At 46.9% G+C, this 25,123-nt stretch carries 28 protein-coding genes; 19 read left to right on the top strand and 9 right to left on the bottom strand.

Going from position 1 to position 25,123, the window contains the following annotated elements; translation table 11 throughout:
• The first annotated feature begins 144 nt into the window (after positions 1–144).
• The 7 genes from ACUM5Y_RS03720 to ACUM5Y_RS03690 all read left to right on the top strand — a co-directional run bounded on the left by ACUM5Y_RS03720 (position 145) and on the right by ACUM5Y_RS03690 (position 7,726).
• Positions 145–1,692 carry an ABC transporter substrate-binding protein gene (locus ACUM5Y_RS03720; protein ID WP_445975505.1) on the top strand — a complete coding sequence of 516 codons (1,548 nt, stop codon included), beginning with the start codon at positions 145–147 and terminating at the stop codon, positions 1,690–1,692.
• Positions 1,693–1,694: 2 nt separating this feature from the next.
• Positions 1,695–2,675, top strand: a complete 981-nt coding sequence (locus ACUM5Y_RS03715) for an ABC transporter permease (RefSeq protein WP_445975504.1) — start codon at positions 1,695–1,697, stop codon at positions 2,673–2,675.
• Positions 2,672–3,601, top strand: a complete 930-nt coding sequence (locus ACUM5Y_RS03710; RefSeq protein ID WP_445975503.1) for an ABC transporter permease — start codon at positions 2,672–2,674, stop codon at positions 3,599–3,601. The genes ACUM5Y_RS03715 and ACUM5Y_RS03710 overlap by 4 nt, the downstream gene beginning before the upstream one ends.
• Positions 3,601–4,590: an ABC transporter ATP-binding protein gene (locus ACUM5Y_RS03705; RefSeq protein ID WP_445975502.1), complete on the top strand. Its 990-nt coding sequence runs from the start codon at positions 3,601–3,603 to the stop codon at positions 4,588–4,590. The genes ACUM5Y_RS03710 and ACUM5Y_RS03705 overlap by 1 nt, the downstream gene beginning before the upstream one ends.
• Positions 4,583–5,587 carry an ABC transporter ATP-binding protein gene (locus tag ACUM5Y_RS03700; protein ID WP_445975501.1) on the top strand — a complete coding sequence of 335 codons (1,005 nt, stop codon included), beginning with the start codon at positions 4,583–4,585 and terminating at the stop codon, positions 5,585–5,587. Before ACUM5Y_RS03705 ends, ACUM5Y_RS03700 begins: the two co-directional genes overlap by 8 nt.
• On the top strand, positions 5,578–6,507 hold the full coding sequence (locus tag ACUM5Y_RS03695; protein ID WP_445975500.1) for a LysR family transcriptional regulator: 930 nt from the start codon (positions 5,578–5,580) through the stop codon (positions 6,505–6,507). Before ACUM5Y_RS03700 ends, ACUM5Y_RS03695 begins: the two co-directional genes overlap by 10 nt.
• A 151-nt stretch (positions 6,508–6,658) precedes the next feature.
• Positions 6,659–7,726 (top strand): zinc-binding metallopeptidase family protein, encoded by a 1,068-nt coding sequence (locus ACUM5Y_RS03690; protein WP_445975499.1) that lies wholly within the window; start codon positions 6,659–6,661, stop codon positions 7,724–7,726.
• 12 nt (positions 7,727–7,738) lie between these two features.
• On the opposite strand, the gene ACUM5Y_RS03685 is transcribed toward ACUM5Y_RS03690, so the two are convergent.
• From ACUM5Y_RS03685 to ACUM5Y_RS03675, 3 genes are all read right to left on the bottom strand, one after another.
• Positions 7,739–8,716, bottom strand: a complete 978-nt coding sequence (locus ACUM5Y_RS03685; protein ID WP_445975498.1) for a 2-hydroxyacid dehydrogenase — start codon at positions 8,714–8,716, stop codon at positions 7,739–7,741.
• A 5-nt stretch (positions 8,717–8,721) separates the two neighbouring features.
• A complete protein-coding gene (locus ACUM5Y_RS03680; protein ID WP_445975497.1) occupies positions 8,722–9,675 on the bottom strand; it encodes a sugar kinase in 954 nt (317 codons plus the stop codon).
• A gap of 198 nt (positions 9,676–9,873) precedes the next feature.
• Complete coding sequence (locus ACUM5Y_RS03675; protein WP_445975496.1) at positions 9,874–10,890, bottom strand: LacI family DNA-binding transcriptional regulator; 1,017 nt, start codon at positions 10,888–10,890, stop codon at positions 9,874–9,876.
• A gap of 109 nt (positions 10,891–10,999) precedes the next feature.
• Between ACUM5Y_RS03675 and ACUM5Y_RS03670 the strand changes: the two genes are divergently transcribed.
• A complete protein-coding gene (locus tag ACUM5Y_RS03670; protein WP_445975495.1) occupies positions 11,000–11,395 on the top strand; it encodes a DUF3465 domain-containing protein in 396 nt (131 codons plus the stop codon).
• Here ACUM5Y_RS03670 and ACUM5Y_RS03665 read toward each other — a convergent pair.
• Entirely contained in the window at positions 11,392–12,540 is a 1,149-nt protein-coding gene (locus ACUM5Y_RS03665) for an alpha-hydroxy acid oxidase (RefSeq protein ID WP_445975494.1), read from the bottom strand. The genes ACUM5Y_RS03670 and ACUM5Y_RS03665 overlap by 4 nt on opposite strands.
• A gap of 103 nt (positions 12,541–12,643) precedes the next feature.
• Between ACUM5Y_RS03665 and ACUM5Y_RS03660 the strand changes: the two genes are divergently transcribed.
• The 3 genes from ACUM5Y_RS03660 (at position 12,644) to ACUM5Y_RS03650 (ending at position 14,333) form a co-directional block, all read left to right on the top strand.
• Positions 12,644–13,543 carry a LysR family transcriptional regulator gene (locus tag ACUM5Y_RS03660; RefSeq protein WP_445975493.1) on the top strand — a complete coding sequence of 300 codons (900 nt, stop codon included), beginning with the start codon at positions 12,644–12,646 and terminating at the stop codon, positions 13,541–13,543.
• 199 nt (positions 13,544–13,742) lie between these two features.
• On the top strand, positions 13,743–13,871 hold the full coding sequence (locus tag ACUM5Y_RS03655; RefSeq protein WP_445975492.1) for a hypothetical protein: 129 nt from the start codon (positions 13,743–13,745) through the stop codon (positions 13,869–13,871).
• Between the two features lie 129 nt (positions 13,872–14,000).
• Complete coding sequence (locus ACUM5Y_RS03650; RefSeq protein WP_445975491.1) at positions 14,001–14,333, top strand: DUF6172 family protein; 333 nt, start codon at positions 14,001–14,003, stop codon at positions 14,331–14,333.
• 13 nt (positions 14,334–14,346) lie between these two features.
• Here ACUM5Y_RS03650 and ACUM5Y_RS03645 read toward each other — a convergent pair whose 3' ends face one another.
• The gene (locus ACUM5Y_RS03645; protein WP_445975490.1) at positions 14,347–14,760 is read right to left on the bottom strand and encodes a YebG family protein; all 414 of its coding nucleotides are present in this window, start codon (positions 14,758–14,760) and stop codon (positions 14,347–14,349) included.
• A 140-nt stretch (positions 14,761–14,900) separates the two neighbouring features.
• On the opposite strand from ACUM5Y_RS03645, the gene ACUM5Y_RS03640 reads away from it, so the two are divergent.
• The 6 genes from ACUM5Y_RS03640 (at position 14,901) to ACUM5Y_RS03615 (ending at position 19,525) form a co-directional block, all read left to right on the top strand.
• A complete protein-coding gene (locus tag ACUM5Y_RS03640; RefSeq protein WP_445975489.1) occupies positions 14,901–15,752 on the top strand; it encodes a mechanosensitive ion channel family protein in 852 nt (283 codons plus the stop codon).
• Between the two features lie 21 nt (positions 15,753–15,773).
• Entirely contained in the window at positions 15,774–16,361 is a 588-nt protein-coding gene (locus ACUM5Y_RS03635) for a DUF1439 domain-containing protein (RefSeq protein WP_445975488.1), read from the top strand.
• A 91-nt stretch (positions 16,362–16,452) separates the two neighbouring features.
• Positions 16,453–16,932 carry an FKBP-type peptidyl-prolyl cis-trans isomerase gene (locus tag ACUM5Y_RS03630; RefSeq protein ID WP_445975487.1) on the top strand — a complete coding sequence of 160 codons (480 nt, stop codon included), beginning with the start codon at positions 16,453–16,455 and terminating at the stop codon, positions 16,930–16,932.
• 181 nt (positions 16,933–17,113) lie between these two features.
• A complete protein-coding gene (locus tag ACUM5Y_RS03625) occupies positions 17,114–17,482 on the top strand; it encodes a hypothetical protein (RefSeq protein ID WP_445975486.1) in 369 nt (122 codons plus the stop codon).
• 3 nt (positions 17,483–17,485) lie between these two features.
• Positions 17,486–18,862 carry a class II fumarate hydratase gene (locus ACUM5Y_RS03620; RefSeq protein WP_445975485.1) on the top strand — a complete coding sequence of 459 codons (1,377 nt, stop codon included), beginning with the start codon at positions 17,486–17,488 and terminating at the stop codon, positions 18,860–18,862.
• A gap of 210 nt (positions 18,863–19,072) precedes the next feature.
• Positions 19,073–19,525, top strand: a complete 453-nt coding sequence (locus ACUM5Y_RS03615; protein WP_445975484.1) for a GNAT family N-acetyltransferase — start codon at positions 19,073–19,075, stop codon at positions 19,523–19,525.
• A gap of 3 nt (positions 19,526–19,528) precedes the next feature.
• Here the strand turns inward: ACUM5Y_RS03615 and ACUM5Y_RS03610 are convergent, their stop codons facing one another.
• From ACUM5Y_RS03610 to ACUM5Y_RS03595, 4 genes are all read right to left on the bottom strand, one after another.
• Positions 19,529–19,795, bottom strand: a complete 267-nt coding sequence (locus tag ACUM5Y_RS03610) for a DUF3820 family protein (protein WP_445975483.1) — start codon at positions 19,793–19,795, stop codon at positions 19,529–19,531.
• A gap of 131 nt (positions 19,796–19,926) precedes the next feature.
• Positions 19,927–21,279, bottom strand: coding sequence for a PepSY-associated TM helix domain-containing protein (locus ACUM5Y_RS03605; protein WP_445975482.1), 1,353 nt, complete (start codon positions 21,277–21,279; stop codon positions 19,927–19,929).
• A gap of 62 nt (positions 21,280–21,341) precedes the next feature.
• Positions 21,342–21,794 (bottom strand): hypothetical protein, encoded by a 453-nt coding sequence (locus ACUM5Y_RS03600; RefSeq protein WP_445975481.1) that lies wholly within the window; start codon positions 21,792–21,794, stop codon positions 21,342–21,344.
• Positions 21,795–21,926: 132 nt separating this feature from the next.
• Positions 21,927–22,805, bottom strand: coding sequence for a LysR family transcriptional regulator (locus ACUM5Y_RS03595; protein ID WP_445975480.1), 879 nt, complete (start codon positions 22,803–22,805; stop codon positions 21,927–21,929).
• Between the two features lie 190 nt (positions 22,806–22,995).
• Between ACUM5Y_RS03595 and ACUM5Y_RS03590 the strand changes: the two genes are divergently transcribed.
• On the top strand, positions 22,996–24,111 hold the full coding sequence (locus ACUM5Y_RS03590; protein WP_445975479.1) for an S-(hydroxymethyl)glutathione dehydrogenase/class III alcohol dehydrogenase: 1,116 nt from the start codon (positions 22,996–22,998) through the stop codon (positions 24,109–24,111).
• A gap of 55 nt (positions 24,112–24,166) precedes the next feature.
• Complete coding sequence (gene fghA / locus ACUM5Y_RS03585) at positions 24,167–24,997, top strand: S-formylglutathione hydrolase (protein ID WP_445975478.1); 831 nt, start codon at positions 24,167–24,169, stop codon at positions 24,995–24,997.
• Positions 24,998–25,123: the final 126 nt, after the last annotated feature.

Genomic DNA, 25,123 nt, shown 5'->3' with positions numbered 1-25,123 from the left:
GTGTTTTTTGCTAGAGGCTGTTAAGATGAATTTATCTATTTGACTCATTGGTAAAGATTTTGAGTGAGAGCTAGATAAAAAGGGCGATTGAAAAGAGTGGATCTTTTGCAGGAAATCGCAGTTGTGTAGAAAGGGCAGTTCATTATGTTGCGTTATTTCACCTTATTAGTGTGTTTGTGCTGGTTGGTGCCTGTTCAGGCGGCCACAGGGCAAACCTTGCGTCTTGCGCTGGATGCCGACCCAGTGTCGTTAGACCCCCACGAGCAGCTTTCCGAAGGCGCGCTGCAATACTCCCACATGGTGTTTGATCCTTTAGTCCGCTGGAACACAGCAGGGCAGATCGAACCACGTTTGGTGCAAAGTTGGCAAATTCTAGACTCACGAACTTGGCGCTTACAGCTACGTGAAGGGGTAAAGTTTCACTCAGGTAACGACTTCACAGCTAACGATGTGGCCTATACCATTGCACGCTTGCAAGAATCTACAGACTTTAAAGCACTGTTTGGGGTGATTGATCATGTCACCGTGGAAAACCCTTATAGTGTGACCATTCATACCCGCCATTCTTACCCATTAATGCTGAATATCTTGGCCTTTGTGTTTCCTATCGACAGTGAGTATTACCAAGGACGGGATGAAATCACTAAATTTGGCCGCTCGTTCGCCTCGGCCAATGCTTCCGGCACTGGGCCTTTTATGGTCACAGAACGCTTGCCTGGGCAAAAATTGACCCTGACACGCAATGCTGATTATTGGGACCAATACTCCCCCGGTAACATTGACCAGCTAGAATGGATACCAATTCGTTCCGACTCCACCCGTCTTGCTGCCTTGATGACGGGAGATGTGGATGTCATCGCGTCCCTATCACCGATTGATATTCAGCGCCTACAGCGTAAACCTAATATTCACCTAGCGTCTTTGATTAGCAGCCGCATTATCATGTTGCAGCTCAATCAGTCCCGCCGTAAAGAGCTTCAAGACTGGCGGGTTAGACGAGCCATTAACCTTGCCATCAACCAAGAGTTGATTGTGAAGAAAATTTTGCGAGGTTATGGGGAAGCTGCTGGACAAGTCAGTGCCAGCCAGTTTTTAGGGCATGTGGATGCCCTAGTACCGGAATATGATTTAGCCGAAGCGAAACGTTTAATGAAGGAGGCGGGTTATGAGCAAGGCTTCAGCTTAAGCTTTATGGCACCGAACAATCGTTACATGAGTGATGAGCAGATCGCGCAAGCTGTGGTGGGCATGTTGGACAAAATTAACATTAAAGTGGCTCTCAAAACCCTGCCAAAAGCCCAATATTTTCAACAGTTTGATGAGCGTGCTGCCGACATCATGATGCTGGGCTGGCAGTCGGATACCTTGGACTCTAACAATATTTTTGAATTTCTTTTTGCTTGCCAAAACCCCAGTACTGGACGTGGTGTGTACAATGCCAATGGCTATTGCAACAAGCAGGTGGATGACGACATAGACTCAGCTAATCGTGAAATGAATCCAGAACGTCGTATTCGAATTTTGCAGCGTATTGAGCGCAAAATTAAGCAAGATGCGGTCATCGTACCACTACATTGGCAGGCAATTGTGTGGGCTTCGGACACTCATGTGGACATAGATCCAGTGCTAAATTTCCAGAATTTCCCATATGTTGGTGATCTGGTGCGTCACTCAGAAGCGGGGACTCAATAACGATGCTGAGCTTTTTGGCCCGCCGTTTAGTTCAAGCCATCTTGGTGCTGTTAACCATCAGCTTGGTGAGTTTTGTGGTGCAGGGCAAGCTTGGTGACCCGACGCAGCAATTGGCTGGACAGAGTGTTACCCCAACGGAACGGGCGGAGCTAAGACAAAACCTTGGGCTTGATGACCCTTTGTTGGCCCAATATGGACGCTTTGTGAAAAACGCCCTACACGGAGATTTTGGTGAGTCTTACTATTATAAGCAACCAACCCTTACGGTGATTTTAGATAAAATGCCTGCCACCATTGAGTTGGCCTTTTGCGCATTGCTATTAGTGTTGCTGATCTCGATCCCATCGGGAATGTTCGCGGCAATACACCCTAAGCACCCTTTTAGTAAGGTGATTTTATTTGTCAGTACCCTTGGACTCTCTGTGCCTATCTTTATTGTCGCCATCTTCTTGGTGTATTTCATATCCGTAGAATGGCAGTGGTTGCCAAGCTTTGGCCGAGGTGAAACCCAGCAGGTGTTTGGTTTTTGGCACTCTGGGCTGGTTACCCAAGACGGTTTGGCTCATTTACTGCTGCCCAGTGTTTCTCTAGCCTTTGTATTGACCCCTGTATTTGTGCGCTTGATACGCGCGGAAATGATTGATGTGCTGCAAAGTGATTATGTGCGTTTTGCCTGGGCGAAGGGCATTTCTGCACCGCGTATTTATTTTGTTCATGCCTTAAAAAACACCATGCTGCCGGTAATCACAGTCGGGGGTATACAGGCGGGCACCTTGGTGGCCTACACCATGATCACAGAAACCATTTTCCAGTGGCCAGGCATGGGCTATATGTTTATGGATGCGGTGACGCGGGTGGATGCGCCGCTGATCTCTGCTTACCTCATGGTAGTCGGGGCTATTTTTGTGATCACCAATACCTTGGTCGATTTAGTCTACGGATTGATTAATCCAAGAGTTCGAATTTCGGGGTATAGCCTATGACGCCAAGACCCACACCCTCTTTGCCAACCAGCCGTTTACGCCATATCGGTTATGCGTTATTAGGGGATAAATTTGCCCTGTTTGCTTTGCTGATTTTGGCCTTCTATTGCCTGATCTCAGTGTTAGCACCTTTGTTGTCCCCCTATGATATTAACGATGCGGCCTTCTTGGATTTGCTGAATGCGGAAATCGCTCCTTACTGGGTAGATGGCGATAGTCGTTTCTGGCTAGGCACAGATGCCCAAGGTCGTGACCTATTAACCGTCATTTTGCATGGCACCCGATTGTCTCTCACCATAGGTGTCATGGCGGTATTGCTGCAGGTGGTCATCGGCGTCTGCGTGGGCTTGTTAGCAGGGTATTTGGGTGGCCGCGTGGATAACTTCTTAATGCGTTGTGCCGATATACAGCTGTCTTTTTCTACCATGATGGTGGCTATCATTGCCCTTGCTGTGTTTCAGGCCATGTTCGGTCATGTAGCCTATCAAGAGCTGGCCATGCTCATGCTGATCTTGGTAATAGGTTTAGCAGAATGGCCAATCTTTGCCCGTACCATTCGCGCCAGCGTGCTGGCCGAGCGGGAGAAAGAATACGTCGATGCGGCGCGTATTATTGGTGTTAGCAAAACTCGCATCATGTTTCGCCACATATTCCCCAACACTGTGTCTCCAGTACTGGTCATTCTCTCCGTACAAATTGCCAACGCCATTGTCGCCGAAGCCGCGTTATCTTTCTTAGGCTTGGGTATGCCGCCAACTCAACCATCGTTAGGAGCTTTAATCTCCTCTGGTTTTAGCTATTTGTTTGCCGGTAGCTGGTGGATTTGTGTGTTTCCAAGTGTCACCTTGATCGTACTGATTTTCGTGATGAACCTGTTGGGAGATTGGTTAAGAGACCATTTGAACCCTCAGTTAGGAGGTCGCTAATGAGCCTGCTAACGGTACGCAATTTAAACGTGAATTTTGCCCAGCGTCAGCAGCCCATCGAGGCTTTGTTGGACATTAATTTTTCCATTGAACCCGGTGAGCGCTTGGCGATTGTGGGGGAGTCTGGTGCTGGTAAGTCTTTGTTGGGGGCCGCCATCACTCAGCTGCTACCGAAACCGGGTTACATTGCCTCTGGGTCCGTCACTTTAAGAGGGAAGGAGTTAACACAACTTTCCCCTAAACAATGGCAGGAAGTGCGTGGTCAGCGCATTGCCATGATCTTTCAAGACCTCATGATGACGTTGAACCCTGTGCTGAGCATTGGCGCACAAATGGTGGAGGCGATTCGTAGCCATACTCGTATTGGCTATAAAGATGCCCGCAAAATGGCCATTGAGAAGCTTGCCCAAGTGCGCATAGCTTCCCCTAGCCAAAGGTTTGAGCAATATCCCCATGAATTGTCTGGTGGTATGCGCCAGCGAGTGATCATCGCTATTGTGTTGTTACTGCGACCAGAGCTGATCATTGCCGACGAGCCGACCACAGCGCTGGATGTGACCATTCAAGCGGAGATACTTCAGCTGCTAAAAGAAGTGTGTGAAAGTCACGGTGTTGCCTTAATTTTCATCAGCCATGACTTTGGCGTGGTGGCTCGGATCAGTGAACGTACCTTGGTTATGTACGCAGGCAAGATAGTCGAACAGGGCGCTACTCTAGAAATCATTAATGACCCACAACACCCTTATACCCAAGGTTTGCTTAATGCCTTGCCACAAATGGCACTGCCCGGACAAAGGCTGAATCAAATTACTGGCAATATGCCGAGCCCCAGTGAGCGACCTAGCGGCTGTGCTTTTCACCCTAGATGTCGTTATGCCACCGAGCGTTGTTCCCAAGAAATCCCCAGTTTTATTAACACCGATGTGTCCATTGCCGCTTGTATCTTGCTAGAAGAGTTGGTCAGCCATGAGGAAGAACCTGATGTCTGAGTTAATTCGTATTAAAAGTCTGAGTAAAGCTTTTCCGGTACGAGGGGATTGGTTCAAACCTTGGCGCTCGAAAAAACAGCAATTGAAACAAGGCGTGCATGCGCTGAATGGCATTGATATTAGCCTGAAAAAAGGGGAAACCCTGTGTATCGTCGGTGAAACGGGCTGTGGTAAGTCTACCTTGGCACGAGTGCTGGTGGGCTTAGAAAAGCCTGACATGGGGGAAGTTTGGTACGGTGGGGAAGAGATAAGTCGTTTGAATGATCGTCAGCGCATGAAGTTTCGCAAACGAATGCAGATGGTGTTTCAAAACCCTTATGCTTCGCTGAACCCTAGAATGACTGTGTATCAAATTTTGCAAGAAGCGGTGGCTTTGCATCATCCAGAACTTAACCGTGAAGGGCAAGATCAACACATTCGCCAGCAACTAGAGTCAGTAGGCTTGGACCAAAGTGCAGAAGACCGCTTCCCTCATGAGTTTTCGGGAGGTCAGCGCCAGCGTATTTCATTAGCCCGGGCCTTGTCTGTGGGGCCGGAATTGATCATAGCGGATGAACCTTTGGCGGCACTGGATGTATCGGTGCAGGCGCAGGTTTTAAACCTAATGATGGATAAACAAGCAGAGCATAATCTTACTTATCTGTTTATTACCCACGACCTTTCTGTGGTGGAGCATTTTGCCAGCCGCGTGGCGGTGATGTACCTAGGGCGGATTTGTGAAATTGCCGATCGTGCTACCTTATTTTCAGCCCCTAAACACCCATATACCCAAGCCTTGTTAGCTTCTATGCCAAGGTTGGATAATCTTGATGAAGCGCCGATTCCTCTGCAGGGGGAAGTGCCCACTGTCTATGAAGACATTGAAGGCTGTAGCTTTTGTCGTCGTTGCCCCCATGCGACTCAGCGCTGTTTTGAGCAGATTCCCGTGGCCTTAAACCTCGAAGATGGCAGCCAAGTGGCTTGCCACGCCATAGAGGAGGGTCGCATATGGAAATAAGATGGTTAGAAGATTTTATTGCCCTAGCCCGCACTCGTCATTTCTCTCGGGCGGCGGATGAGCAGAACGTTACCCAGCCGACTTTTAGCCGCAGGATTAAGCTGTTAGAAGAAGAAATGAAGGTGACCTTAGTGGATCGTAACACCTTGCCTTTGTCGCTTACGCCAGCAGGGGAAATATTCCTGCAAAGTGCCGAATTAATTGCCCGCCAATTGCGAGAAACCAAAGCCCGCTGTTTGCAAATTAAGGAAGATGAGCAATCACAGATTCGCTTTGTTACTACCCAGAGTTTGTTCTTGGGCTATTACCGAGATGTGATAGCACCTTTGTGTGATGAGCTTGGGGTCGAGCTGGATACGAACATGAAATCCAGCGCTTGGTCTGGCGGTGACTTTATTAATGCCATGACGTCTAATGAAAGTGACCTGATGATGTGTTTCTGGCATCCGGCTATGCACTTTTTGAACGATTTAGACGATAGCCAATTTGAGTTCATCACGCTTTCACGAGAAGTGTTGATTCCTTGCTCTGGGGTGAACAACTTTGGCCAGCCGATACATACTTTACCAGGCAACCGTAAGCAGCCTTTGCCTTACATTAGCTACGATGAAACCGCTTTTATGGCGCCGGCCATTCAGCATCATTTACAGCGTCAGCCAGAGTCTGCGCATTTGCAGGTATTAACCAGTAACCTGCATTCCGCCAGCATCAAAGCCATGGTGAAAGAAGGTTATGGTATTGGCTGGTTGCCGGAACGTCTGGTGAAAGAGTCCATCACCTTCAACAAAATTGCCGTTGCTGGCGAGGCTATGTGGCATGTGCCACTGGACATTCGCCTGTACCGTTCGCGGGATAATAGCAATCCACACTTGCTTAAATTCTGGCAAAATGTGCGCACAGCATTGGCGCGACAGGGGTAAGAAAATTATCTCTGTGGCGGCTACGGTTTCCATTGCGTGTCTTCTAGGGAAGTGTTAAAGATGAGCCGTGGCATAGGGGATTTCTAATTCCCTATGCCCATTAATCATTTATCACTTATTAGGCTAATTGAGCTTAGTAAGAAGGGGCCCTATGAAGATTTTCAGTTGTCAAAAATGTCAGCAAACCTTGCTGTTTGAAAACACCCTTTGTGAGCAATGTAACTCACCGCTCGGCTTTATTGCTGACTTAATGACATTGAGCGCCCTAGAGCCTGTCGCGGACGGTTTTCATGCCTTAGCGGATAACGTCGAGCCGAAACGACTATGGCGTTACTGTGATAACCACCAACATAATGTGTGCAACTGGTTACTAGAAGGTGAAGCTGGTGACCTTTGTATGGCTTGTGAATTAAACCGCCATATTCCGAATTTAGGTCGCATTGAACAACGCCAAGCCTGGCAACAATTAGAGTTTGCCAAGCACCAGTTGGTGTATTCATTATTGCAGCTTGATTTGCCTATTATTAGTAAGCAAGAAGACCCTGAAGACGGCTTGTCGTTCGATTTTATTTCGGAAGAAAACGTCATCCCTGAGGATGCCCAAGCGACAACAGGTCATGCCCTTGGTCAGGTGACGATTAATGCTGCCGAGGCGAAAGCGTCCGACCGAGAAGAAATGCGTGAGAACATGAAAGAGTCTTATCGCACACTGATTGGCCATTTTCGTCATGAGGTTGGGCATTATTACTGGGACCAGCTGGTGGCCACCGATGAGGCAACTCTGGCAAGCTTTCGAGCATTGTTTGGTGATGAAAGGGCCGATTACGGTGAGTCCCTTGAAAAGCACTATGAGACCCCTTTAGAAAACTGGCAGGACGCTTTTGTTAGTGTTTATGCCTCTTCACATCCGTGGGAAGATTGGGCGGAAACTTGGGCGCACTATCTGCATATTGTCGACACCTTGGAGACAGCTAGTCAGTTTGGCTTTAGCTTGTCGCCCCTTGACCCGCAACAAAGCCAATTGGCCGTAATGGTTAATATTAACCCATATCGACATAGCAATTTTGAGGATATGTTGGCCCAGTATCTACCCTTAACCTTTGCGGTGAACACGCTTAACCGCAGTATGGGACAGCCAGACTTATACCCATTCGTTTTGGTGCCCGCGGTACGCGAAAAATTGAGCTTTATTCACGAGCTTTTAGCGCAAGAGTGGTAACCCTTAGTAGGGTTAAGGTTTCAGCAGGTGGCCATTGGCGCAATTAGCGCTGATGTCACCGTTGAGGGCATTAATAAGATTGTCCACAGCGCAAGCCGCCATGCTGTCTCGGGTTTCTTGGGTGGCGGAGCCAATGTGTGGAAAGAGGACGGCATTGTCTAATTCACACAGTGGTGAACTGGCGGGTAGAGGTTCCACCTCAAAAACATCTAAGCCTGCGGCACGTATGCTGCCTTCTTTTAGCGCCTCAACCAGAGCTGCTTCATCGATGACTTTACCGCGAGAGCCGTTAATGAAAATAGCGCTGGGTTTCATCATGGCAAATTCTTTGGCGCCAATTAAACCTTGGGTTTCTTGGGTGAGAGGTGTCATCACACAGACAAAGTCGGACGTCTTCAGTAGCGTTGCCATGTCTGTGTAGACAGCATTGAGGTTTTCTTCCGCTTCGACTTTACGGCTACGATTGCAGTATTGAATTGGCATATCAAAGCCTAGGTGAGCGCGTTTGGCGATCGCATAGCCAATGCGTCCCATGCCAATAATACCAAGGGTTTTACCGTGTATGTCCGTACCAAAATGCTCAGACGTTATGTTTTTTGTCCAGCGACCTTCGCGAACCATATTGGCCAACTCTACGGCTCGGCGGGCGGTGCACATAATGAGTGTAAACAGAGTATCGGCCGTGGTTTCGTCAAGAACCCCTGGGGTGTGCATTAAGGGAATGCCACGTTTGGCAAGGTAATCATGATCAAATTGATCCGTACCAACGGAAATAGTCGATACGGCTTTCAATTGAGGTGCCTGATCAAGTATGTCAGGCCCCATCATTATACTAGAGCCGATGATACCGTCTGTAGTAGCAAGGGCGTCAAAGAAAGCGGCTTTATTATTGTCATCCAGACCGGTGAACTGGCTAATCTCAGCATGTTGCGCTAAGCGAGCCATGGCCTCGGCGGGAAGCGTTTTATAAAGCAGCACTTTCTTTTTCATAGGACTTAGCCTTCTAGTAGTTGCAGCTGTGCGCGAGTCGGCAAGGCTTCACTGTCACCGCTCACTTGTACTGTCATGGAACCTAGTAGGTTACCGCGACGTGCCGCTTGTTCCATGTCTTTGCCATCAAGTAGAGCAGAGATCACGCCGGCCGCAAAACTGTCTCCTGCGCCAACAGTGTCTACCACTTGAGCAACTGGGAAGCCTGCAACAACGCCGGAATCACCGCTGCGAGTTTTGTAGTAAGCGCCTTTACTGCCAAGTTTCACCACAACAGCTTTGGCACCATTGTTTAGGTAAAAGTCCGCAATTTCTTCAGGCTCTTCACTGCCCATAAGGATCAGGCCTTCTTCGATACCCGGCAAGATGATATCGCTGTTGAAGGCAAATTCATTGATGGTATCGACCATTACCTGGCTGTCGGACCAAAGTGCAGGGCGCAAGTTAGTATCGAAAGAAATGCTGCAACCTTGCTCTTTTGCAAAACTGATCGCCTGCTTGATAGCATCACGTACGGTTTCAGAAATGGCAGCAGCAACACCTGTAATGTGCAGGTGAGCACCGGGCTTGAATAGGTCTGCTTTAATGTCGCTAGCGCTTAACGTACTGGCCGCAGAGTTACGACGGAAATACTGAGTGATCGGATCACTGCCATCGGTAACGTTGGATTTCAACATAAAGCCAGTCGCTTGCTCTGGGCTTAGGGAAATATTATCTGTGCTGATGCCTTCTTTGCTGATCGCATTACGCACATACTCACCAAAGCAGTCATCGCCCACTTTACTCAGATACGTTGACTCAAAGCCAAGACGGGCCATACCAATCGCAACGTTGACTTCTGCGCCGGCTAAAGAGCGGCTGAATTCTTCAACATCAGAAAGTTTGCCGGGCGTTTTGGCAACAAACAAAGCCATTGCTTCACCTAGGGTGACAAAAGATTTAGTTTGGCTGCTTTGCATAATGAGATTCCTATTTGTAATTATCGTTTTAGTCTCTGCATCCTGAGTAACCTGAGGTTACTTGGGCTATTTATCGCAGATTACATAATATTGAGCAATTTTTAGTCGCAGGACAATATCATGGAATCGGTTCCAAAAACAAATTTAATAGCCTTTTAGAGGCTCTGTATGCATGGTTAAGAGTCGCAAAAGTGGCTGTTAGGTGGACTGACGAATGATAAGTTCTGCACTAAGCTCAATGTGCTGTGGGGCTTCGTTATTGCCTTGAATGCGGCTAAGTAAACGCTCGCAGGCGGTTTCCCCTATGAGGCGAGTGGGCTGGCGCATGACGGTAATACCGCCTTCAAATAACTCCGCCCATTCTGGGTCATCAATGCCGCTTAGGCCAATGTCTTGCCCCACTTTTAGGTTGAGCTTTTTGAGGGCTTTTGCGACCCACATGGTTGCTACGCCATTGGTGGTAAAAATGGCACATTTCTTGGTTGGATTTTCAGCCAGAAAACGCTCAATGCTGGTGACGAGTAACGCCTCATCTTGTTTATCCACTTCAGTGAGCTGGTAATGAATGTCTGGGTTGGCGCTGGCAAAGTCGGCAAGGGCTTGTGCTCTTTCTTGGCGTGGGGCAATGGCCAGTGTTTCGCTCACCACTAAAACCGCTTGGTAAGATTGAGCTTTTAAATGGGCAATGCCTTGCTGGGCCGCTTCTCTATTATTTAAACCAACGGAGTCTACTTCTAGGGTGGTGTTCACTCTATCAACCAGCACCATAGGACAGGCTATCTTGCTGAAACTGTCCATCTGGGCTGAGCTAATGCTGGCGGTGTTGATAATAATGCCATCAACGCGGTGGGCATCCAGTAGGCTTAGATATTGGTCTTGCAAAGAGCTCTCATGGTCTGTGTTACACACCATCAGCATGTAACCTTGGCGGCGACATACTTGCTCTATGCCTTGCAAGACTTCAATGGAGTAGGGATTGGTCACGTCAGCAAGTAGCAAGCCGATGAGCTTAGACTGTCCTGCCCGCAGCATTCTTGCGGAATGGTTAGGGCGATAATCAAGCTGTTCTATCGCTTGGGCAATTCGTTCACGCAGGGCCTTGGACATTTTTTCCTGTTCACCATTGAGGTAGCGAGAAACGCTGGTTTTTCCAACTTTAGCGTATTTGGCGACATCGGAAATGGTGGTGAAATTTTTTGTCTTAGAGTGCTGCAAACTTAGCCTATCTGATAATTCTTATTGGAGCTGAGTGGTCCGTTAGGGCATGCTTAAGGGCAACTCAACAATGATATTGAGCACAACAGCATAAAGGAGAAAGCTTGTAATGTTGAAGTTTATTTTGCGTTTTATGCTTTGCTTAACACTTTTTAGTCCAATGGTTTGGGCAAATGATGCCCAACTAAAACAGGCGTTCGACCATAAAATAAGTGATTTACAGGTACAGGGTGAAGGTGTGGTGATTCGACTGTTATCCGACGACACCAAAGGCTCACAACATCAAAGATTTATTCTTCAGTTGGATAGCAAACAAACCTTATTAGTGGCCCACAATATTGACTTGGCGCCACGTATCAATCGCTTAGGGGTGGGAGACAAGGTGGCTTTTTATGGAGAGTATGAATGGAACAAACATGGCGGTGTGCTGCACTGGACCCATAAAGATCCAAGAGGCAAGCACCCCCATGGTTGGTTACGCCATAAAGGACGACAGTATGACTAATTTCTAAAACGTAGATTCTCTGGGCTGAGCTGGTCAATGGAGGTTTTGCCCATCAGCTTCATGTCACGCTCTAGCTCTGCTTTCATTAGACCTAACGCTCGCTCTACACCGGGTTGTCCGGCGGCTGCCAGTGGGTAAAGGTACATACGACCAATGCCGACCGCTTTCGCGCCGAGAGATAAAGCTTTTAGGACATGGGTGCCACGCTGTACGCCACTGTCAAAAATAACGTCTATTTCATCGCCCACCTCATCAACGATTTCCGCCAGTTGATCAAAAGAGCTACGCGAGCCATCGAGCTGGCGGCCGCCATGATTGGAAATGATAATGCCGGTACAGCCGATTTCGACGGCGCGGCGCGCATCTTCACGGCTCATAACGCCTTTTAGACAAAACTGACCATCCCAGAATTTCACCATTTCAGCGACATCATCCCAGTTCATGGAAGGGTCGAGCATGTTGGTAAAGTAGTCACCTATCGAGGTGGCGCCACTGCCCATATTGATGTGTTCATCAAGCTGGGGGAGGCGGAATTTCTCGTGAGTCACATAGTTGATGCCCCACATGGGTTTCAGTACAAATTGCAGCATGCCCCCAAGCGTTAGGCGAAAGGGGATGGAAAAACCTGTGCGCAGATCACGTTCACGGTTACCACCGGTAATGGAGTCCACCGTGAGCATCATAACCTGTACACCAGCATCTTTGGCGCGCTGCATCATGGCACGGTTTAGGTCACGATCTTTGTGAAAGTAAAACTGGTAAACCTGTGGGGTATTGGTCTGCTTGGCGATCTCTTCCATGCTGACGGTACCAAGGGAGGAGACGCCAAACATGGTGCCGTATTTTTCCGCCGCACCTGCCACGGCTCTTTCACCTTCATGGTGAAATAAGCGTTGTAGTGCCGTTGGCGAGCAATATATTGGCAGATCCAGCTTTTGTCCCATGACGGTCACAGACAAATCCACGTCTTGTACGCCTGTTAATACACTGGGCACCAGATCACAGCTCTCAAAAGCCTGTGTATTACGGCGATAGGTGCTTTCATCATCAGAGCCACCATCTATGTAATTGAAGATGGGGCTTGGCAAGCGTTTCTTGGCAAGGGTGCGAAAATCATGAAAATTATGACAATCTTTAAGACGCATCAACAGACTCCTTTTACTAATCCTAAGCACACTATAGCGACAAGTTGATTTATAATAAATACGACATAAACTAATAAACTATTTCCCAAAGCGACGTAATAATATGAATGCCAGTGATTTGTCATTGTTTGTCCGAGTAGCGGAGCAAGGCTCTTTTAATAAGGCGGCTAAGCTGGTGGGTTTATCGACCCCCGCTCTAAGTAAACGTATCAGTAAGCTAGAGCAAGACTTAGGGGTGCAACTTATTCACCGCACCACCCGGCGCCTAAATTTAACAGAAGCGGGGGAAAGTCTTTATGTGTCAGGTAAAAACATTGATGGCCAAGTCAGTGATGCCATTGCCAATGTATCGGCGTTTCGGTATGGCTTAAGCGGCACCATAAAAATGTCGGTACCGACGATTTCGGGTGAGTTGTTGCTGGCCGAAGCAATAGCAGAGTTTTGTCAGCGGCACCCTAATATCAAAGTGGACATGCGCTTGGAAAATGACTTTGTCGATCTGGTGGGTGAGGGTCTAGACTTAGCCATTCGAACTGGTATTTTGGAAGACTCCAGTTTAATTGCCCAGCCCTTGATCGAATCCAGCTGGGTGGTATGTTGCTCGCCACAATATCTTAACCAGCACGGCTCGCCAGAAAACCTAGAAGCGCTAAAACAGCACAACTGTCTGGCTTATACCTACCAAGCCAAAGGCTCATTCGATTGGCGCTTTCATCATCAAGGGGAAGAAAAAAGTGTTCGTATCGATGGCAACTTTGCCACCAATAATGCCCAAGCGTTACGTAAGGCGGCTTTGGCTGGTTTCGGTATTGTTTACGTACCGAAATGTTGCGTGTATGAGGATTTACAGCAGGGCACTTTGATCAGTTTATTGCCTGACTATCAGCCAAGACGTTTAGGGGTCTATGCTCTTTACCCTTACACCAAGTACCTTCCTGAAAAGCTGCGTTTATTAATTGATCATATAAAAAATAGCTACCAAGAGAAGAAAGCTTACTTTTAGAGCGCGGAATAAAATACAAAAATGTGATGGAAATAAATAACTTAGGGTGAAAATTGTGTGTTTGTTACTATGCTATTTCGACAATATTAAGTTTTAATGACAATTTTACCTAATCTGTTTCCCCCTGCTGCAAGATGATTTATGGTGGTTGTCTCGCTTTTGCGAGGTCATACATTTTTATAACAATAAGGAGTCCAACGTGGCTAAGAAAGATCTTAAAGCAGTTAAGAAAGAGCTAAAAAAAGAAATCGCAGCACGTAAAGAAAAAGTTGTTAAGCAAAAAGCTAAAATCGCTAAGTTGAAAAAAGCCCTTAAAAAAGCGGCTTAATCATCTAGGTGATGTAGATTTGTGGGGTCTCGGCCCCGCAGATACATGGCTGTTCTAGAGCGAATCCGTTATCATGCCTCCCTTAGCAAGAGGAATTATCCAGCTTGCCACCTACCCTCTAGGATACCAATGAAAAAAACATTCACACTGTCTCACCCAAAAATTGCCTACCCACGTTTGATCGAAGCCGCGAAAGCTGATATCCGCAAGTACCTAAAGCGCGAACGCAACAAGCGTCTGCCTGAATATGCCGATTATTGGGGTTTTGATTGCAAGTTTGGTGAGCGTGAAGAAGGCGCAGAAGTACTTCATGTGGCGCAAATTAATGACAAAATCAGCTTTGCTGAAAGCCAGCAATGGGCAAGCTTTTATGTGGAAATCATTGCCACACCTGCCCAGCGTCAGCCTCGTCCTGCGAGTGAAGAAGATGACGCTTCAGAGTCTGAAGCGCCACAAGACTAAAACTCGTTCAGCGCTAGGCGGCATCCTCTGTGTCGAATGATGTATCATCGCTAAAGCCTGTGCTGCTGTCCTCTTCGTAGAGAGCATCTTCATCTGGCTCAATCACAATGTCTTCCAAGGTTTTGCGTTGTGATTCATCGGCTAACTCAAGCTGCGGCGATTTTTTCGGTGCAGCTTTTTTGGTTTTGGTAGAGGATTTCTTCTTACTGCCTAGTGCTTCCAGTAATGGCTCTTTCTGTTCGGCTAGGAACATAGCAAGGGCTTCCGTCTGCTTAGGTTCAGTAATGAGTTCGCTACCTTCTAACAGGTCATACAGGGCATCTGCCGTGTCTAAGAGTTTGTCATAGGCATCGGCTTCAGCTTTCGACGTAAAGGTCATTTTTTCGATTCCATCACGTTCTACAACGTATTTAATAACGACTGGCATGGTCCACCTCGTGGAAAAATAATACTGTACAAATATACAGTATTATTTTTTGCCTTGTCTAGTGCTTTTATTTGTTGATTGCCTCAATGATTGGTAAAGTGGCGGGCTAAATTCGTAGCTTATTCATGGAAAAGTTTTGCATGGTTATTGATCTGTCCCAAATCGATTTCTCCATTTTAACGGACAATATTGAAATCACTCTTACTCTGAGTTGGATTGTCTTGTCCTATATTATTCGTCGTTATACGAAGCGGGTCATTCGTCAGCATCCTAAATTTGAGCACGACAAAAAACGCCAGCGCATCAATGCCGTGGATAACCTGTTTAATCTATTGTTGGTGGTCGGTTTTGTTTTAATCTGGGCCTCAGAATTACAAAATATTGCCATTTCTATTGCCGCCTTCATGGTGGCGTTAGTGATTGCCACGAAAGAGTTTCTCGCTTGTATCGTCGGAGCGTTTTATCGTGCTAGCACGCGTCCGTATCAAGTGGGGGACTGGGTGCGCATCGCCAACTATGAAGGGGAAGTGACCGACAGCGATTGGCTTTCTACGACACTTTTTGAAGTAGATTTGAAAGGCGGCAGTTATGGTTATACGGGGCGTACCACTGTGGTGCCAAACAGCTTGCTATTGACCCATACGGTACAAAACTTAAATTATATGCGCCGTTATGTGACCCATACCTTTTCGATTTCTAGACTGTCGGATGAAGTGAATTTGTTTATGATTAAGGATCAAATCCTGGGCAAAATTCGTGAATACAGCGAACACTTTCATGAAGTGGCCATTCGTTATAACAGCCTAATCGAAAAGCGTTTGGACATTAATATTTCTGGCCCTGAGCCAAGGGTACGAATCACCACCACCCCAGAAGGTTACAATGTATTTACCGTATCTTTGTTTTGTCCAACCAATGAAGTGGTGGATATCGAGCAAAAAGTGACGGAAGACTTTATGCGTTTTTGGTATGAAATGCGTGGTCAGTCTTAGGCTGATCTTAAGGAGAAGGTTATGAGTTTTCCCCGCTTTGGGTTTTTGTTAGCCGTATTGGTGTCATCTTTGGCGATTTCAGGCTGCAACAGTTTTCGCATCAGTGAAACGGAATTAAATGAAGAGGTGGCTAAGCAATTGGCTAACCCGCAGACCAATCAGATTGAAGTCTTGCTGGATGGCCACACGCTAAACCTTGAGCTCTTGGTAAAGTCTGCCAGCATTGATCTTACGGATCGCGATGGTGGCTTAGTCATGGTGGACATGGTGTCTGATATGAAGGGGCGCTTAAAGGCTTTCGGACAAGAGTTTGAAATTACCACTCAGTTGTTACCATCGTTTGAATCTGGGGTTCGTATCGAAGAAGACCGCTTGTATTTAGTCGCTCCGAAAGTGACCAATATTCAGGTGCAAGGGGCGAGCTTCAGCGAGAACATGTTGCGCTCGGTTCTGGGCTCGTTACACGGTGACTTTGAAAAAGCCCTTGCCCAGTATTTCGATCAGCACCCGGTTTATGTGCTGGATCATTCGCCATTTGAAAAAACGGCGGCAAGCATGGTCAAAGACATCATAGTGACCGAAGATTCTTTAGAATTTTCGCTGTTCTAGTGAAGTATCTAACATACTTCTATAATGGCGCGATCAATAACCGCTCATACTCTTTAACGAGTGGGCTAAGAAATATTTAAGAGGAAATGATATGTCCATAGCTGACAATCAAGTTGTGCAGTTTCACTACACCTTGCGTGATGGTGAGAACTTATTAGAAACATCTGCAGGTAAAGACCCAGCCGCTTACCTTCACGGCCATGGCAATGTGATTCCTGGTCTTGAAAAAGCCATGGAAGGGCGTGAAGTAGGTGACGAATTTGAAGTGACTGTCGCTTGTGCTGACGCTTATGGCGAGCGCCATGAAGACCGTACTCAACAAGTGCCGGTCAAACACTTGCAAGGCGCGAAACGCTGGAAAGCGGGCATGGTTGCTATGGTGCAAACCGACAAAGGCATGCGCCAAGTGACCGTGATTAAAGCCGGTTTGAAACATGCCATGGTAGATTTAAACCATCCATTGTCTGGCAAAGACCTTACTTTCAATGTTGAGATTGTGAGTGCTCGTGAAGCAACGAATGACGAAATTGCCCATGGTCATGCCCATGGCGTAGGTGGTCACCACCACTAAGTTATTGCTTTTGAAGTAATTTTAAGCCCTCTAATGCGTAATAGTGTTAGGGGGCTTTTACATTTCTGGAACGGACTTTACATTAATTTTAATAAGAATCGTTATCAACGGCTTGACAGTCTCTGGGTGGGTGTCCATTATTGATAATAGTTATCATTAATGTCTTCAGCAGGTAAAGTCTATGAGCCATTATTTCATTCCGTTCTCCGTTCTTGAGCAAACCATTCAAGGTGGCCAGTGTGCCGACTCTCCTGAAGTGCTCTATCACTATCTCAATCTTACCGAAGAGTACGCTGAACGACTGGATGTGGTCGAAGCGGCTAAGTTACACCAGCGGGTATTTTACGTATTGCTAGATACTGTGTGTGATAGCAGTGTATCGAGGCATTGGCGTCAAACTTGTTTAGACAAGGTGTATGTGCCACTGTCGAATATCAAGCACCTGATCGTGACTTACCAAGACGCGAAATGCTACTTCAAGATGGAGCATAGTTTACGAGTGCTGAGTCACTATTTTATGTCGTCGTTTGAGCAAGAAGGAAACTATTAAAGAATGAAAATGCGCATTGAAAAAGACAGTATGGGTGAGTTAAACGTTCCTGCTGAGGCCCTATATGGTGCCCAAACCCAGCGAGCGATCAATAATTTCCCGATCAGTGACGAGCCCATGCCGGAAGCCTTTATTCGCTCCTTAATCATGATTAAAGCCGCCGCGGCACGAGCGAATGAAAAGCTAGAGTGCCTTAGTCCTGAGTTGTCCCAAGCCATTCAGAATGCTTGTGATGAGCTATTAAATGATGAGCAATTGATGACACACTTTCCGGTCGATGTGTTCCAAACCGGTTCTGGCACCAGTTCTAATATGAATGCCAATGAAGTGATTGCCACCTTGGCGAGCCGTTTCTATGACAAAGCGGTTGGCGCCAATGACCATGTGAATTTTGGTCAAAGTAGTAATGATGTTATCCCCAGTGCTATTCACGTAAGCGCCACCCTAGAATTGGTTGGGCATTTATTGCCTGCACTGCAGCATTTAAAACAAACCATCGTTGAAAAAGGCCAGACCCTAAAGGGTTACACCAAAACGGGACGCACCCATTTGATGGATGCTATGCCGGTACGCTTGGATCAAACCTTTGATGCTTGGGCGGCTCAATTGCAAGATAATATTGATAATCTAAGTGCGCTGACTCAGAAAACTAGCCGTTTAGCACAAGGCGGTACAGCGGTAGGTACTGGCATAAATGCTCACCCTGAGTTTGCAGCCTTGTTTGCACAAGAGTTATCAGATTTAACACAAGTGACCTTTTCCCCTGGTGATAACTTCTTTGCTTTAATCGGCTCACAAGATACGGCAGTGGCCTTATCGGGCCAGCTTAAAGCGCTGGCGGTGACCTATATGAAAATCGCCAATGACTTACGTTGGATGAACTCTGGCCCATTGGCAGGCCTTGGTGAAATTACTCTGCAAGCCTTACAACCGGGCTCTTCTATTATGCCGGGCAAGGTCAATCCAGTGATTCCAGAGGCAACGGCCATGGTGGCGGCACAAGTTATTGGTAACGATGCGGCCATCACTATCGGTGGTCAGTCAGGTAACTTTGAGTTGAATGTCATGCTACCTGTGATCGCAAAAAATCTGCTCAGCAGTATCAAATTGTTGGCAAACAGTGGTCAGTTATTGGCAGACAGCGCCATTGCGACACTAACGGTCAATGAAGACAAGCTAAACGAAGCTTTGCATAGAAACCCAATTTTGGTGACAGCACTTAACCCTATTATTGGTTATGCCAAGGCCGCGGAAATTGCTAAAAAAGCTTATAAAGATGGTCGACCTATTGTCGATGTGGCAGAAGAAGCCACCGAGCTTAGCCGCGAGGAGCTTCTTAAGTTACTCGATCCTGCCAAGCTTACCCATGGAGGTTTGTAGCTTTATCGAATCTTAGCTTTGAGCTTTACCTAAGCCGACGCAAGTCGGCTTTTTTACGCCAGTAACTTTTGGGCGGCTTAAATCGTCGATGCGAATGTCCATTAAAATGATCCCTCTGGCATATTAGGTGAAGTTGGAATCCTCACAGGTGTATACTTAATTTTAGGTTTTTTTAGCCAAAAATAAATGCATGAGATAGAGGTGATTTAGGTGAATACAGTCGACATTCAATTGCGTGATGCCGAGTTTAGCGACGCTGAGCTGTTATTAAGCTGGCGAAACCATATCTCTACTCGACAAGCCTCATTGACCACAGCAGAAATCGACTTGGCGTCTCATTTAACCTGGCTGAAAGCCTCTTTGACCATGCCAGAGCAGCGTCGCATATGGATCGCCGAGTTATCGGGTGAAGCCGTGGGCAGTTGTCGGGCGGACAAAGAAGCTGACAGTTGGGAATTATCTTGGACGGTTGCCCCAACCGCTAGAGGGAGAGGGGTAGCGCAGGCCATGCTACAAGCACTCTTTGTGGTGTTTGATCAGCCCTTTACTGCTCAAGTCAAAACAGACAATGTCGCTTCGATTAAAGTCGCTGAGCGCTCAGGCTTTCAGTGTGTAGGAGATATTGACGGTGTTTTGCAATTTGAACGCAATAAAGCCAGCTAGGCTTTATTCTTCATCAAAGCGAATCCGCACTTTGGGCTCATCTGCTTGCTTTGTGACGGGGGCGCGCAATGGGTCGACGATTTTTTCTAAGCCATTGATTTTGATCTCTAGCGCTAATTGCAGCCATTGACCAAGATTGCCACTCGGCCAACCTTCATGAGAAAACCACAACAAATAGGCTTCTGGTAAATCAATCAACACACGGCCTTGGTATTTACCAAAAGGCATGGTTTGACGAGCGACTTGCACTAGGTCTTGCTGGGAAAACATGAGCTTTTCTTCTTTACAAATGAAGCGACTATTTAATCACAGAGATGCCATGGTCGCCACCAAGGCAAACTGTCAGCAAGACTTTGCTGACAGTTTATGGTCTGGGTTATTTGCTGAGTTATTAGCTAAGTTTAAGCCCAGATATTACGCACTTTCGGAACTATCATTTGCGCCAAAATATCAAAAACGACCGCCGCAGCAATGGCCACTGCCGCCATGGGAAAGAGTAAGGAAATTGGCAGTAACAACCATACCGCATGTTTCCAACGAGCAAAGTTTTTCGGTACTGGCGGTGGTGACAGAGCAAATTGAGCACTAGGACGACGCTTCCACCACATAATCACACCGGAAATACACAGCACAATCACTGAGAGAGCAAATAAGGTGGAGGCGATAAGGTTCCATAGGCCAAATTGCCCCATGTGTAGGGCGACCCCTGCGGCCATGGATTTTGCAAAAGCGTTGTAATCCGCAAAGCCCACATCGACAAGCAGTTCTCCCGAGTATTGGTCAAAATGCACTGTTCTATCATCCCAAGCATTGGTTATGTCCTTGCCCATGGTGCTGGCGGTAGCAGTATAAACACCCACCTCATTTTTAGGGAAATGCACTTGGAACTGGGTGAAGCCTAGCGCTTTGGCATCCGCAACCACTTGGTCTAGGGTAAGGCTGGTAGGGCCAGTGCTGGTGGATTCTGGCAATGGCGCTTGCTCTAGTCCCCAAGGCATTTGTTTGAGACCTTTCACATTTAAGTCTTCATGGGTAAGAGTCGACGACACGCTGGAGGCTCTTTTCTCCATAGGAAATGTGCTCCAAGCCTGAGTCATTTGACCACCCCAAAGAGAGGCCCAAGAAAGTCCTGAAACACAGTAAAACAATAGAATCAGCGCCGCCCATACACCGACGACGCTGTGTAGGTCGCGCCAGAAAACGCGCCCGCCTTGCTTACTTATGGTGGTCGCCGCTTTGACCTTGGACTCACCTTTGGCAGGCCACCATAAAAACACCCCTGTCAGGATAAGTAAGATGGTTAGGCTGGCTGCCACTTCGATCATCCGCTCGCCCGTCGCGCCCACCATAAAACTGCTATGGGTATTTTCTCCCCAAGCCAGCAGGGATTGGCTAATGCTTAGGTCACCCAGCACTTCGCCTTTATAAGGGTCGACAAATACTGATAGCGTGTCACCGGATGCCTTGACCTGAAAGCGGGTGCTTTCATTTTCTGTGGCAGGTAAAAAGAATTGTGACACAGTGCTATCAGGATAATGAGCTTGTACCAATTCGTACTGTTGCTGATAGGTAATGGCTTGATCTGTCACTGCATCCACATGAAAAAGATGAGTGTTTAAAGCGCGTTCTAGCAATGGTGCGTAGAGCATTATCAAGCCAGTGACTGATAGCATGATTAAAAAAGGCACAACGTATAGGCCTGCGAAAAAGTGCCAGCGCCAGACTGACATATAAAAAGATTTGGAACCAAACATGGTTAAGATCCTTCCAAATTTTGGGGCTAAATAGACCTAAGCACCCAAAATTTATGAGGGCGCTAGGTGATGTTCAATAATGGGATTAAAGCGTGCTGATAGGGCGGTGGGCCACGAGCCTGTAAACGGTAGATTTTTGAGGTAGGCTGAGCCTGAATATGCAGAAGAACTGGTGACGCGGCTTTTAATAGTGCCGTTTGGGTCTCTAAATGGAACTTGATGTTACAAAAAAAGTGAATACATGGGCAGCCTAGGGCCTCGTGATCATCAGCCGTTTGATCTAGCTGATCAGCCCCAGAATCTGCAACAGATTGCAGCATTTGCTGATGGTCATGGTGGTTGTGATGATGTGCATGTACGTCGGTTAGCGTTGTTGGCGCTTGGTGAATCATTACCCCTTTGGTGGCACAGAGCATGACGTAAACACCGTTAAAGACACCGATGTTATTGATCAGTGGTACGGTGAAATAAGCCAACCAGCAAAGGAAGAGTATGGGTAAATAGCGTTGTTTCATAAACTTATTAGTAAACGAGGCGAGCGAAATCTAACAGTGGTTGCTTCAAATAACAAGCTAATCTTTATTGCCTAGTTTAGGGTTAGTTCTTAGGTTATCTAGGAATTTTCTGGAAGATAGCCGTAATTTTGCCTATTTATGGGTTTGAACGTGTTGTATTAGATAATCACAAATACGTTGCAACTTAGGTGAGGAATGTCGAACTTTTGGGTACACCAGCCACACGCCACTGTAGGGGTATTGGTATTGAGGGAGCAGCGCAATGAGTTGGCCACGGGCCAAGTCTTCCTGTACATAATAATCCGGTAACTGTGCAATACCTAATCCCTTACGAACCGCATCAAGCAGCGCAGGCCCGGAATTACTGCGCCAAGAACTTTGGGTTTTTACTTCTTTACGCTGGCCGTTTTGTTGAAACAGCCAGTAATTCTTAGAGCCACTTAAACAGTGGTGTTTGCTGAGCTCTGCAAGTGTATGGGGCATGCCGTGTTGGGCAACGTATTCCTTCGAAGCGCAGAGAAATTCTTCACGTTCACATAAGCGACGGGACAAATGGCTGGAGTCTTTTAGCGACCCCATTCGAATGGCCAGATCGTAACCTTCTTCGATAATATCCACTTCTCGGTTAGTGAGATGAAGGTCGAGCTCTATCTTCGGATGGCTGATCAAAAAGTCATTCATCAAGGGGGCTATAAATCGTTCCCCAAAGGTGGTAGCACAGGTCATCTTGAAGGCCCCAACAGGGGCTTGGTTCAAGGTAGAGACCACTTCTTCGGCACTGCTTAGGGTTTCTGGTAGACCTCGGCAATGTTGGTAGTAAAGCTCTCCGGCTTCACTAAGGCGAATGCGTCGTGTGGTGCGAAAGAGTAGGGTGCAGCTGAGTTCGGATTCAAGCTGGGTAATCAGCCGACTAATGTGGGAAGGGGACACATTGAGCTGCGACGCCGCCGCTGAAAAGCTGCCTTGGCGCACCACTTCAATAAAGGCTTCCATGGCTTCCCAGTTTTTCATCCTACAGTCTCTCTTAGTTAAAAAAGTAGATTATCGCATTTATGGGAGAATTGTCAGTTGATTGTTGCTGTATGGCAATAATCATTTTCTAAACTAAGGATTATCGCTTTAATCAGATGAGAGTAGACTGCAATGAATGGCGTTTATGCCAACTAACGAAACACTGTTAAACACACCTTTGGAGAAAACAATGAAATGTAAAGCTGCTGTCGCATGGGGCCCGGGCCAACCTCTTAAAATTGAAGAAGTCGATGTTCAAGACCCACAAGCTGGAGAAGTCCTAGTACGCATGGTGGCGACGGGTGTCTGTCACACCGATGCGTTTACTTTATCGGGTGAAGATCCAGAAGGTATTTTCCCAGCGATCTTAGGTCACGAAGGGGCGGGTGTTGTTGAAGCGGTAGGGGAAGGCGTCACTACGCTACAACCTGGCGATCATGTTATTCCTCTTTACACGGCGGAATGTGGTGAGTGTAAGTTCTGTACGTCTGGTAAAACCAACTTGTGTCAGGCGGTCCGTGAAACCCAGGGTAAAGGCTTAATGCCAGACGGTACTAGTCGTTTCAGCATTAATGGTGAGCCAATTTTCCACTACATGGGCACCTCTACTTTCTCTGAATACAGTGTTGTGCCAGAGATTTCTTTAGCGAAAATCCATGTGGATGCCCCACTAGAGAAAGTTTGTTTGCTAGGTTGTGGTATCACCACGGGTATCGGTGCTGTGTTGAATACAGCGAAAGTTGAAGAAGGTGCGACGGTAGCGGTATTTGGTCTAGGTGGCATTGGCTTATCTGTGATTCAGGGTGCTCGCATGGCGGGTGCATCACGCATTATTGCCATTGATATTAATGAATCTAAATTCGAAATGGCGAAACAATTTGGTGCGACCGATTGCGTTAACCCGAAAGAGTTTGAAGCGCCAATTCAGCAAGTGATTGTGGATATGACTGATGGCGGTGTGGACTACTCTTTTGAGTGTATTGGTAATGTTCAAATCATGCGCCAAGCCCTTGAGTGTTGTCATAAAGGCTGGGGCGAATCCATCATCATTGGTGTCGCTGGCGCGGGTCAAGAAATCTCAACTCGTCCATTCCAGTTGGTAACAGGTCGTGTTTGGAAAGGCTCGGCATTTGGTGGTGTTAAAGGTCGTAGTCAGTTACCAGGATATGTAGAAGATTACATGCAAGGTAAGATCGAAATCGATCCATTTGTGACACACACTATGGGTCTTGAAGACATCAACAAAGCCTTTGATTTGATGCATGAAGGTAAGAGTATTCGTACGGTTATTTTGTTCGATCAGTAAGCGACTGTTTGAGCCTAACCATGGGTTAGGCTCAATATTTTAGAAGGAATGCAGTATGGAATTATTATCCAGCACCAAGTGCTTTGATGGTTGGCTAAAACGCTACCGTCATGAAAGTAGCAGTGTATCGGGAGACATGACGTTTGCTATTTTTTTGCCGCCGCAAACTGAGTTGCAATCGGTTCCTGTGCTTTACTGGTTGTCGGGTTTAACTTGTACGGATGAGAACTTCATTCAAAAAGCAGGGGCGTTTCGTAAAGCCGCTGAGTTAGGTTTGGCCATTGTCTGTCCAGACACTAGCCCCCGAGGTTCGGATTACCCTAATGAGCATGAAAGTTATGACTTCGGCTCTGGAGCTGGGTTTTACGTGAATGCTACGGTAGCCCCTTATTCGGACACTTACCGCATGTACGATTATGTGGTGGATGAGTTACCTTCATTGATTGAAGCGAATTTCCCAGTCACGGATAAGCGTTCTATTTCTGGTCATTCTATGGGGGGGCATGGGGCGCTTATTTGTGCTTTGAAGAATCCGGGGCGTTATCAGTCGGTTTCTGCTTTTGCGCCGATTACAAATCCGGTGGCTTGCCCTTGGGGTGAGAAGGCTTTTACGGGATATTTAGGTGACAATAAAGAGGTTTGGCAAGAGTGGGATGCTAGCTGCTTAATCGCTAATGCAGAGGAACGTTTGCCTTTGTTGGTGGATCAAGGTGAAGCGGATAATTTCTTGGTGGAGCAGCTTAAGCCTGAAGCACTAGAAGCCGCTTGTGAGAAGGTCAAACACCCGCTGATTTTGCGTCGTCAGCCGGGTTATGATCACAGTTATTTCTTCATTGCTAGTTTTATTGAAGATCACTTAGAGCATCATTCTCAAGCTTTGGGATAACCCTAAGTTTGTCTTTGCAAAACCGACTATTCAGTAATGAGTAGTCGGTTTTTTTGTTTCTTAATTACGCTGGAAATGTGGCTTTCAAGAAGGTGATGTGACTGCATGCCCGTGTTGACGTTTTAT

It is taken from the genome of Marinomonas dokdonensis (genome assembly GCF_052747885.1).
This window is presented reverse-complemented; position numbering and strand designations above follow the sequence as displayed.